Raw genomic sequence first — 11,207 nt, forward strand, 5'->3', positions numbered from 1 at the left:
GGTAAACATCTCTAATGACGATTACGGATTAAGTTGAGATTCTTAGAATATTTTTTCAACTTTTCATAAAATCTACTTGGGAATATGCAACGAACCAAATTTTTCAACTTTTCAATTAAACTTGGTTTAGGCAAATAAATTGTCCGGAACAATCGATAATCTTTTTTAAACGCAATAAGCATCTTTTTTGGGTGTCCTAGAGGGAACTTTATTTCATTCTTTATCAGCGTATAATTTGCTCCTGTAGTATGTGTTGCATCTGCTCCAAAACCAATATTTTCAACTAAATCTTTATAAGGTTTTATACAAATCCCAGAGTTTAAAAATATAGTGGCATGCCATCGATACCCCCATGAATCCACTTTTCCTTTTTTAACGTTTTCAAAAATTTTGTTCCAGTAATTACCTTGTATGCTTGATTTAAGGTTTTGGCTTAATCTCTTAGTATTGAGATATTCTGATTTAACTATTTCATGATCATAAAATTGCCATGACCTTCTCCATGTAGCCCATCCCCAGATATGAGAGTAGTTAGAATAGTAATACGAATCCGACCCATTTGAATTTTTTAAAAAATTCAATCCCCCAATATGCATAACATTTTCATCATTGAGGTAGTAGTGTAATAGTTCTTCACAAAACATGAAAAATGATTTGCTAGGCAGTATATCATCTTCCAATATAATTCCCATTTCAACATGTTCAAAGAACCAAGTAATGGCGCCACCCACTGCTAACCCACAACCAATGTTTTTATCTCTAAAAAGTGTTTGAACCTCACAGTCCCAGTCAATCTGGGCTAAAACCCATTCCTTGCATTCCTTACATTTTGGAATGTCTTCCTGATTTTCTTTTCTTGGACCATCCGCTGCTAAGAAAAGATACTTTGGTTTCACTTCCTTTATTTTAGGAAATGTTTGTTTCACCAAGTCAGGGCGATTAAACATTAAGTACAATATGGGGGTTTCAAAAGACATAGGCAAAGGTACTTTAATACATTCTTTCTAAATTAGATTTGCTGAATTTTGTCTTTAAAGTAATTTACGAATTTCAAAGCACTGTCATGATCCAGGTGAATCCCATCTGAAGTGGAGTATTCTGTACAGTCTGGATGTTCGATGAAAAAATATTGCGGGAAAGCATTTTTAATGGCTTGTCTGATTGCAATAGTCAGTGGGGTATTACACAACGCTTGATCTATAGGCATTTCAAATAATATGACTTTAGTCCCATGATTTTCTATGGGTGTCAACAGTTTTTTTAGTAGTGCTATTTGATTTTGAATTTTATCTATTGGTACAATGTCATAGTCCTTAGACATCTTTTGAACTAGTTCTTTTTTGATATCGACTATTTTGGGGTTGTTGTTAGATTTATTAGATGGCATTAATTTTCTTATGAGGTGATATAATAATGGTTCACCTATTAGAGAAACAGGTTGTTGACTTTCTTTTAAAATGGAGAGTTTTTTCTTTATAGGGTATTTTATTGGATTGAAAAGATGTTCCAGAAAAAAGGTGTCTTTATCTCGTAGGAGTACATTTATTTCGATAAATAAGTATTTGGGTTTTTGCTCTAAATGATGAATTATTTCCAGACCTTCATAAATACTTAGGCCGCTAAATGATAGATTACTCCATGTATGGTCAAATTGTCCATAATTAAGGTTTACAGAAAGTGATGAACCAACTATTATTTTTTCAAAATACGTATCGGAAAGTATTAAATTTTCCGCCCTAATCATATTAGCCTGCCATTGATTTTGAGGAGCGCCTAACCAATTAGGTGGCGAAAAAAACACTATTAGGTAGTGTATGACCAAAAATACCAATGCGCTGAATATTATATTTTTCAACATATCAAAATTGGAAATAAATGAATTCCTGTGAAGTTCCACTATTGGTTAAAATCAAGAAAAGCATAAATCCATAAGCCAAATAGGAATACTTCTTGACCTTGTTATATGAGTTTGTTGACCTAAGTAAGTATGATATATGATAAACTATAATAGGTGTGGAATAGATTATGATGTAAGTAATGTTGCTATAATCTGGGTTTAGTTCTGTGTTATGAATAATTGAGTATATGTACTTAACAGCATCACTAAATTCTGGGAGTTTAAACAATAACCATCCAATTGAAACCATAATAAATACCACGGAAAATTTAACTGTTTTTAAAATGTGGTTATTTCTTATGTGAACTAGGTCTTGTAGCAACCTTTCTGTTGCCAAGAGAATTCCGTGAAATAGTCCCCAAACTGCATAACTCCAGGCAGCACCGTGCCATAACCCACCGAGTATCATGGTAAGAAGTAAATTAATGTAGGTTCTGACTTTACCCTTTCTATTACCCCCTAGTGGAAAATAGAGATATTCCTTTAGGAAACTAGATAATGAAATGTGCCATCTTTTCCAAAAGTCAGAAAAAGATTGAGCGATATAAGGAAAATTGAAATTTTGTTTTAATTGATACCCAAACAACCCCGCAATGCCAATGGCAATCAAAGAATAGCCTGCAAAATCAGAGAAAATCTGCATCGAATAGCCAAATAGCATGAAGATAAGAGTAATGCTCGATTTTGTTTCAAAAAATGGATAGGCAATCCAGTATGTATAGTCTTTAAGATTATCTGCTACAAATGATTTTAGGAAATATCCTAATATGAGGTATTTTATAACATCTTCCCAATGAATATCTTTTCTTGTTTTGGTTTTTATTTGAGGAATAAAATCATGAGCCTTTACAATTGGACCTGCAATCAATTGAGGGAAAAATGAAATAAATAGTGCTACGTTTAAACCATATTTTGGAAATTTATTTTTCTCTTCTGTTGTGAGTTCATCCCTGTAAGTATCTACCACTAAACTGATGCCCTGAAAAGTGAAAAATGAGATACCAATTGGTAAAGGGATGGTATTTAAAAAATCAAATAGTGTATCAGCGGAATTGAAAAAGGTGATAGCAATGAGGCCACTATATTTAAAAAATGCTAAAGTGATTAAATTGATTGTGACCCCTAAAATTGCGCACCATTTTTTTCTCGTCTGATTTGTGCTGATTCCCACCAAGTAACTCGAAATTATGTTGATGGCCACTGAAAAAATTAGTAGTAACAAAAGTATTGGGTTGTTAAATGCATAGAACACAAAACTCGAGATAATGAGTATATGAATTTGCAGTCTTCTTAAAGCATTAGTATAATACAGAAAGAAAGTAAAAGTTACTAAAACTAAAAATGGAAAACTATTGAAGAGCATGTCCTTAACTTACTAGGGGATGTATAAGACGCAATTTATTTCAAAATCCATACTAGCTATTCAAACATGTTATAAATGTTTGAATAGCTAGTTATGGCAGAAAGGTTACTGTAATTTTTTTTATTTCTGGATAATATACTATCAAAATTCAATATTCTATTGGTTGAAAATAGAATATCTTTTTCTATTCCTTTATCTAGATCAATGATTTGAGCAAAATGAATTTCTTTGAGTTCCAGTTCGACATCACCTACTCCAGTATTAGTTACGAAAGGCAGTCTCATGGCCAGCATTTCCCCCATTTTTACTGCGGAAGAAGCTTTTTTGGAGTAGGCTGGTTTGATAAAGAAAATGCCTAAGTCTGCCAGCTTTAAGTAGGTGGGTACTTCATGGCGGTTTGCTATAGCATGTAGTATATTGGTGGTTTTGATATCCAGTTCGACGCAGTATTGGTGTACTTCTTGCATGTCATCCTTAGTCACGAACAAAAACTTATATTCAGGATGTAGGGCTTTCCATGCTTTATAAAACTCCAACATCTCTTTAACCAAGTACCAGGTACCAAGCGACCCTAGGTAAATCAAGGTTTTGTCACTGGCAGTAATGCCTAGTTTTAGTTTGCATTCATTTACTTGGCGTTCACTCACTTTCTCAGGATCAAACAAATCCAAATCGGTTGCACAAGGGATTACACTGATTTTATTTGCATCAATTTTCACGGACTTGTCAGCAAATAAATTTCCAGATACCATTTCTTCTTTGCCTGCGTAAGTCAGAGAAATAATATGATCGGATTCCTGTACAAACTCTATTTCTTTTTTCTTAAAATAATTGTAGATCCAATTAAACAAAGGGTTTTTCAGGTTCCAAATCTTTCCGTCAACCCGTTCATCTGCCCAAAAACCACGCATGTCGAATAGAAGTTTGATATTGAATTTTCTTTTGAGATACAGACCTACCAACATGGTGATATAGCTCCTACAATGTACTATTTTGATATTTTCCTCTGAAACTATTTTTGCGGCCGTTTTTTTCATCTCCCAGAGGTCATATAATGTGGATAAAACGGGCGGAGATTTGTGGTATTTTTTCGGAATCCATTGAATCCCGAAACCCTTTATTTCTTTTTCAATTACTTCCTTTTGTTTTTTGTAGGCATCCTTTTTTTCAAATCCTACCAAGTAAAAGAAATAGCCTTTTTGGGATAATCCTTTCAAATACGGTAAAATCTGCGACTGACCCAGTGGATCGGTGATGCCATCGTATGAAAGGTAAAGGATTTTTTTATTCATTAAAGTATCGTTTTAACTACTGCTAAAAATTTCCTACTAAATATCATTAGAGGCTCCCGACAGATACTCTTGAGCAGGTAAGGGAAGGATTGGAATGTTTTTTTTTCCATAGCCAAATGAAGCGATAAATAGATAAACCTATGGGCTATTAGTTTATCCTTTTTGCTTCCAAATTTTTCACAAAAGGTATCGTCACTCAGAATAATCTCTATGCTCCTCAGAACCCTTTGCTCAAGTTTATCCGCATCAAAGGACAACACACTCCTTTCATCATGTTGATTCATAAAAGCACAAATTCTATTGGTGTAGTACAAGTGAAATCTAGCAGCCAATCTCATCCAAAGGATATAATCTTCTGAGCCAATTATTATAGGATGTTCATTGAACTGGTGAATTGACATAATATCTTTTCGGACAAACACACCTATACAGCTCAAATGATTTCCAGTGATTAACGTTTTATTCAGGTCTCCCTTACGTCGATTTACTCTATTGATTACCTTACCTTTTTCATTTTTCATCTCGTACGCAAGGTGAAACCATTCTGGGTTATTTGATTGATTTTTCAAATCAAGTGCTTCAGAGAAACAATGCGAATACAACTCATCATCACTGTCCAGAAAAGTAATGTATTGACCCTTTGCACGTTCGATACCAAAGTTTCGTGCGATTGCACGTTCTTCATTCTTTTTATAAAAATACCGAATTCGATGATCTGTAAACTCGGCTATTTGGTCTTTAGTATGGTCAGTACTTCCATCATCCACTATGATCAATTCCCATTTTTTGAATTCTTGAGCCAAAACTGACTTAACTGCCAAAACCAATCGATCTGCACGATTGTAAGTAGGTATTACAACTGAGAATATGACATCAGAATTATTCATAGAGCGTTTCCAGTTGGCTCATCATGCTTGAAAACTTAAATGATTGTACCGATACTTTGCCGGAATGAACCAGTTTTTTTCTTAAGTCGTCTGAAGCCAATAGCTTTGTAATGGATTCAAAAATCTCACCGGAATTCTCAAAGTCCACAACTAAGGCATTTTTTTCATTTTTGATAAATTCGGGGGCGACACCAGACATTGTGAAAATCGAAGGAATTCCAGCAGCCAAAGCCTCCACATAAGTTTGTCCAAAGGCTTCTACATTTGGGTCAACTGGCACATGAATGTGAATATCAAACAAATGATACAATGAGAAAATGTCGGTCTCAAAGGGAATCAATAAATAGTTCTTCGATGGAATAGTACTCAAATGGGACTGTATTTCATTTGCATATGGCCCTCTGGCATTTGCCATGATCAAAAGTGAATCAGGATATTGATCCAATACTCTCTCAAAAGCTTGAATCGTATATTGAATGCCCTTTAGTTCAAAAAAGCGAGAGATAACACCTATAACAGGATATTGAGGTTTCATGCCGTATTTCCTTTTCAATGCTTCTACATCACCTTTATTGGGACTACTGAACTTTTGAAGTTTAAAACCATGATGCACAAGGTGTATTTTATTTTCTCTAACATGTTCTTTATCCATCAATATATTCTTGACATTCCAACTAATTGAAACAATCTGAGTAGATAGTTTATTGATCAAACGATCAATCCAAACTCCTTTTGGATGGTATTTGTGATGAAAACTGCCATGGTGTCTTGTATGTATTCTTGAATGAATTCCTGCCAACTTAGCTGCGAGTAAGCCTTGAAAACTTGCTTTTAATAAATGACTATGTACAATATCTGGTTGTTCGACTTTCAATACGCTATAAATCTTCCAGATGGATTTGACATCAACAATCTCATTTGATATGAGTGAGTAACATGTAATAGAACGGTCTGAAATAAACTTTCGGAGTATGCTATGCTCCCCATTGACTAGGATGAAAAAAAGATCATAAGACTGATAATTCCAATCTTCTATCAGCCACTCAAACTCAAGTGACTTGTCAATATCTGAAATTATTATTGCTATTTTCTTTTTCTTCATTTTCGAATAAAAAGTATCACTTCTTATAGGAAGCTGAATAACCACGGTATATCGAACCAGCTAAGAGTACCCCTATTATCCGAAAAGAAATTGGATCCAGAGTCTTGTTTCTATTTGTTAAGTGATTCACAGCCATGAGTTTGAGAATTGGAGCAAATACAAGAATTAAAATTAGAATCATTTTTTTGTGCCAAGAGTAATGAATCTCTAACTCTGAGAAGCCCATTTCAACACCCACTTTGCGGGTAATGCCACTTCGGTATTTTCTCTCCAACCAATTTCCAATTTCCTGTCGATCACATTCATTGTGATAAGTCATCACTGAGCTATCAATAAAAATTTTGATATTATTTGATCTGAGCCTTGAAGAAAACTCATGGTCTTCAAATCCAGCAAAAGGAAATTGTTGGTTGTACCCTCCAACTTTATTAAAAGTGGTTTTGCGTATAGAAAGGTTTTGACTCGTGATACCATGTGTTTCGAAAAGTGATTGTTCATACCACACTGAGCTCTGGTTCCAACCTTTTAAAGATGTGAAGCCATGGTATTGAAGGTACCTCCCAAAGGAGGTTGATCTAAGCGCAGCAGCCAAAGATTCTGGATAAATCCAATTAATGTTAAGTACTGAATTAGGATGCTCTTTATGAAATATCAGAATGTGATCTATTGCTTCTTTCGTTAACCAAATGTCATCATCCATAAATAAGATAAGGCTTGATTGAGCATTGCGTACTCCTGTATTTCTCGCCGATGCTACTCCACGACCTTCGTTAGGGATTATTTGTAGGTCATTAATTCCCAGGTCTGATAGTTCACCCCCATCATTGATCACCAATATTTCTACAGACACATGATAAGTGGCATTCACAAGTTGAACTAAGGATTCCCGCAATATATTCGTTCGATCTTTAGTTGGAATAACTATTGTTAATTCAAAATCCATTTTTCAAAATAGAAATAACGGGATAAATGAATTTTGAAGTGCGCCATTTCAATTTTTGATATAGCTCTAAGGCAGCAGTATCAAGTTTTAAAGTATCTACTTGATGTAAATATGTTCTACTCTTGTAAGGATCTTGAAAAAAATAAGAACGATCTGCCTTGCGAAGAAAATAATAATCAAAAACACCTTCTGAGATAAGTTGATTAGATTTTTTTGGGAATTTATAGTATTCGCTAATCGTAGAATTCTTTTCTATGAAATTCGCAATTTCAGTTTCCTGAAATGCTTTAGCCATGCCATGAAATATAGTATCATGGTCAATTTCAAAAGCTTCTTCCATACTGATTGTTTTAGATTTATCGTGCAATCTAAAGTTTACCAGTATATCTGGAATCTGTAAGATTCCAGATATACCGAAATGCAACAGGTATCTGATCCACCATTCTCGATCCATGAGATAATGAAGATGTTGATCAACAGACCCCACAACTTCAACAGCTGAACGCCTAAACCATGTTTCAGGCTGGTCAATACGAGCCCAGCCTATTGTTTTACCAATACTCTGCGGATATACCTCTGTTCCATTAGAAATGAATACTGCTTGCTCACTAAATTTCCTGCTCCTACCACAAAGGACTCTTACATTCGGATCCTCAAATGTCTTACCTATAAGCTTCAATGCACCTGGCTCCAAAAAGTCATCACTATTCAGCCAGTTGATTACATCGCCTTGAGCATGTTTGAGTCCTTTATTTATAGCATGACTTTGTCCTTGGTCTGGTTCACTCACCCAATAACTTAGGTGTTTTTCATATTTCTTAATGATCTCGACTGATTTATCAGTGCTTCCACCATCAATTATCATATATTCTAAATTTGTATAATTTTGAGATAAAACCGAATCAATTGTCTGCTCGATATATTCTGCTTGATTATATGATGGGGTAATTATGGTGATGAGTATTTTCATTATCTTTGATTTTTAAAAAAAAGATGGATTTGAGAAAATATATACCTCGCAATTTTAAAAATAAATTACATAGAATCATTTTAGGCTATACAGGTTTCAATCCATGTTTTTCACAGGGGGGTGAAGATATGATTCTTAGAACTATCTTCAAAGGTGTTGATAAAGGTTTTTTTATTGATGTCGGGGCTTACCATCCTACAATTGGATCAAACACGTACTTCCTCTACAGAACTCAAGGATGGAGAGGTATTAACATAGATCCTAATACTGAAAATATCGATTTATTTAATAAAAAACGTCCAGAAGACACTAACATCAACATAGCAATAGGGAAGAATGAGGGATCCATTTTTTACTATCAACAAGAAAGTCCATCGATGAATTTTTGCTCTAAAGAGGAACAACCGCTAGACTCTTATAAATCAAGGAAATCTGTCATTATATCACCACTTTCTGCTATTCTTAAGCCTTTTTGTAAAAAAACAATTGACTTAATGACAATTGATGTTGAAGGGTATGAATTTGACGTATTAACCTCTAACGATTGGAACTTATATAGACCTAAGGTTATAGTAATTGAACAAAGTATTCAAGATATTTGTCATGGAACTTGCATTAACTATTTGAAAAATATGGGTTATCATATATTTAGTTTTAGCACATTAGGCATACATCATGGTGCTATTATGTGTAATTTGTTCTTTGCGGATTTAAAAGAATTCCCTTTTGTATCGCAACTCCCTGAGTTAGAAACGAATTTGTATAATTCTAAATATATAACTAAAACACCTCTGCATTAAGAATCTATTTTTACTTTTAATAATAAAGTTGAATTTTTTGCTCTGGGGCATATAAATTAGATTTTAAGAATTTTGAGCTAGATTACTTGATGTAAACATTGAAATTAGTCATTGTAGCTGAGCGGATCAAGTTTAGATATTCTGAAAATACCCTAAGAATATTCCTATTAAATGCATTTTGAGTATTCGGTTTTTTTAAAAGCAAAACTCCTTTTAAAGGAGTTAGTATATCATTGCCAATATTTCTTCTAATTGTGTAGTATCAACTTGAACATCATAAGATTGTGGATTCCTCCCTTTAAGATGAGAATTTGGATCACTACAATCGAGTAAATAAAAATTGTGAGAAAAACAATTAGCCAAATTAATAAATGCTGGGTCAGGATGTTCTTCATTTTTGAATACCACGTATGTAGTTTTATCAGGGGAAAAAATCATATTAGAGAGTCCAGCACCATGAACACCGCAAACAACCTCGGCATTGTTAAAAAGGCTTACTTGATCCGTAAAAGGGAGACTCTCAAGCTCAACTGAAATAAAATTGTGCCTTAAAAGCACATTAAGGACTTCTTGTTCATTTATTATCTTTCTTTTGAGCGCCTTGCCACGTGATATGTAAATATTTTTCGCCTTAAGGAGATCTTTGTTGCACTTACTTGCTAAAACCAATGGTAATATCCTATCTCTCAATCCTCTCATTATTTGTGGATAATGCGATAATCCAGTACTTGTATGCATTGGAAGAATAAACGTTTCTGCTTTTACAAGAAGGTGGTCATCTAAATACAGTATATTTTTGAATTTAAATAAATCAAGCATTTGTTTATGGAAGAGTGAGACCTTTTTAGGAATAACAAGAGTACATTGATTAGTGAGAAATTCCGAAACATAAAGGCGAGGCATTGCTTCAATGAGCCAATGATAAAAGTTTGAATAATATGCGTTATGAATAATTAGTGCAGGACCTTTTATTTTAAGGTATCTGCCTAAGAGAATTTTTTTAAAAAAAGTTAGATGATTTTTGTTTCTATCAAACATAGAATAGACTGATTGCTTCACAACCTGACCATTCTTGAAAAGAATGCCGTATGGTGAACAGAAGGTATTATTGAGCATAAGAATCATGAAACTTGGAATTTTCTCATTTAAGTGAAAATAATTGAGTTCTGAATTTGATGAATTTAGAGGGGCTGTTCTTTTCACCTCAGCTTCTTCAAATCTTTTTACAATTTTAAATTTCATTTACCAAAATTATACCTAATTATACAGTAGATCGCTCGAAAACCATCTTTCCAATTAATTTTCTTCCCTTCAGCGTAAGTTCGACCATAGTATGATATTCCCACTTCATAAATTCTTATCCCCCTTAGCTTGGCAATTTTTGCAGTAACCTCTGGTTCAAATCCAAACCGATTCTCTATTAGATTTATGCTCTTTATTACATCTACTTTGAATAGTTTGTAGCAGGTTTCCATATCAGTAAGGTTCAGGTCAGTTAGTATGTTTGAAAGGAGTGTCAAAAATGCATTACCTACTGAATGCCAAAAAAACAAGACACGATGTGGATGGCCACCCATGAAGCGAGACCCAAACACAACATCGGCCTTATCTTCAATTAAAGGCTGGAGTAGATTGATATACTCTCTTGGATCATATTCCAAATCAGCATCTTGTACTATAACATAATCTCCCGTTACATGCTCAATTCCCCATCGTATAGCCGCCCCTTTTCCTTGATTCTTTTTAAAAGAATGTAAAATAATCTCTAGGTTTTTATTAGAATTGATAAATTGAGTCACTATATCTTTAGTAGCATCAGTAGAACAATCGTCTATCAATATAATCTCACGATCTAAATCTCCAATATGGACTTTATGTACTTGTTCAAGGACTATTCCTATTGTTTTTTGTTCGTTAAATGTCGGTATTAGAATTGAAAGCTTTTTTCTCATT

General features: G+C 34.0%; 11 protein-coding genes. 1 reads left to right on the forward strand and 10 read right to left on the reverse strand.

Annotation, left to right across the window (positions count from 1 at the left end):
- Positions 1-11: 11 nt before the first annotated feature.
- From AAOP42_RS20390 to AAOP42_RS20425, 8 genes are all read right to left on the reverse strand, one after another.
- Positions 12-977 carry a nucleotide-diphospho-sugar transferase gene (locus AAOP42_RS20390; RefSeq protein WP_349530435.1) on the reverse strand — a complete coding sequence of 322 codons (966 nt, stop codon included), beginning with the start codon at positions 975-977 and terminating at the stop codon, positions 12-14.
- 32 nt (positions 978-1,009) lie between these two features.
- Positions 1,010-1,858 (reverse strand): hypothetical protein, encoded by an 849-nt coding sequence (locus tag AAOP42_RS20395; protein ID WP_349530436.1) that lies wholly within the window; start codon positions 1,856-1,858, stop codon positions 1,010-1,012.
- Position 1,859: 1 nt separating this feature from the next.
- Positions 1,860-3,119 carry an MBOAT family O-acyltransferase gene (locus AAOP42_RS20400; RefSeq protein ID WP_349530437.1) on the reverse strand — a complete coding sequence of 420 codons (1,260 nt, stop codon included), beginning with the start codon at positions 3,117-3,119 and terminating at the stop codon, positions 1,860-1,862.
- A 197-nt stretch (positions 3,120-3,316) separates the two neighbouring features.
- Positions 3,317-4,552, reverse strand: a complete 1,236-nt coding sequence (locus tag AAOP42_RS20405; protein WP_349530438.1) for a glycosyltransferase — start codon at positions 4,550-4,552, stop codon at positions 3,317-3,319.
- Positions 4,552-5,439 carry a glycosyltransferase gene (locus AAOP42_RS20410; protein WP_349530439.1) on the reverse strand — a complete coding sequence of 296 codons (888 nt, stop codon included), beginning with the start codon at positions 5,437-5,439 and terminating at the stop codon, positions 4,552-4,554. The genes AAOP42_RS20405 and AAOP42_RS20410 overlap by 1 nt, the downstream gene beginning before the upstream one ends.
- Positions 5,432-6,541 (reverse strand): glycosyltransferase family 4 protein, encoded by a 1,110-nt coding sequence (locus AAOP42_RS20415; RefSeq protein WP_349530440.1) that lies wholly within the window; start codon positions 6,539-6,541, stop codon positions 5,432-5,434. Before AAOP42_RS20415 ends, AAOP42_RS20410 begins: the two co-directional genes overlap by 8 nt.
- Before the next feature lie 16 nt (positions 6,542-6,557).
- Entirely contained in the window at positions 6,558-7,484 is a 927-nt protein-coding gene (locus AAOP42_RS20420; protein ID WP_349530441.1) for a glycosyltransferase family 2 protein, read from the reverse strand.
- Positions 7,474-8,454 carry a glycosyltransferase family 2 protein gene (locus AAOP42_RS20425; protein WP_349530442.1) on the reverse strand — a complete coding sequence of 327 codons (981 nt, stop codon included), beginning with the start codon at positions 8,452-8,454 and terminating at the stop codon, positions 7,474-7,476. The genes AAOP42_RS20420 and AAOP42_RS20425 overlap by 11 nt, the downstream gene beginning before the upstream one ends.
- 23 nt (positions 8,455-8,477) lie before the next feature.
- Here AAOP42_RS20425 and AAOP42_RS20430 point away from each other — a divergent pair, with 23 nt between their 5' ends.
- A complete protein-coding gene (locus tag AAOP42_RS20430) occupies positions 8,478-9,254 on the forward strand; it encodes an FkbM family methyltransferase (protein WP_349530443.1) in 777 nt (258 codons plus the stop codon).
- Positions 9,255-9,476: 222 nt separating this feature from the next.
- Here AAOP42_RS20430 and AAOP42_RS20435 read toward each other — a convergent pair whose 3' ends face one another.
- Positions 9,477-10,496 (reverse strand): glycosyltransferase family 61 protein, encoded by a 1,020-nt coding sequence (locus AAOP42_RS20435; RefSeq protein WP_349530444.1) that lies wholly within the window; start codon positions 10,494-10,496, stop codon positions 9,477-9,479.
- Entirely contained in the window at positions 10,493-11,206 is a 714-nt protein-coding gene (locus AAOP42_RS20440) for a glycosyltransferase family 2 protein (RefSeq protein WP_349530445.1), read from the reverse strand. The genes AAOP42_RS20435 and AAOP42_RS20440 overlap by 4 nt, the downstream gene beginning before the upstream one ends.
- Position 11,207 lies beyond the last annotated feature (1 nt).

The sequence above is a fragment of the Reichenbachiella sp. MALMAid0571 genome, from assembly GCF_040151475.1.
Taxonomy (GTDB): Bacteria; Bacteroidota; Bacteroidia; order Cytophagales; family Cyclobacteriaceae; genus CAXBNB01.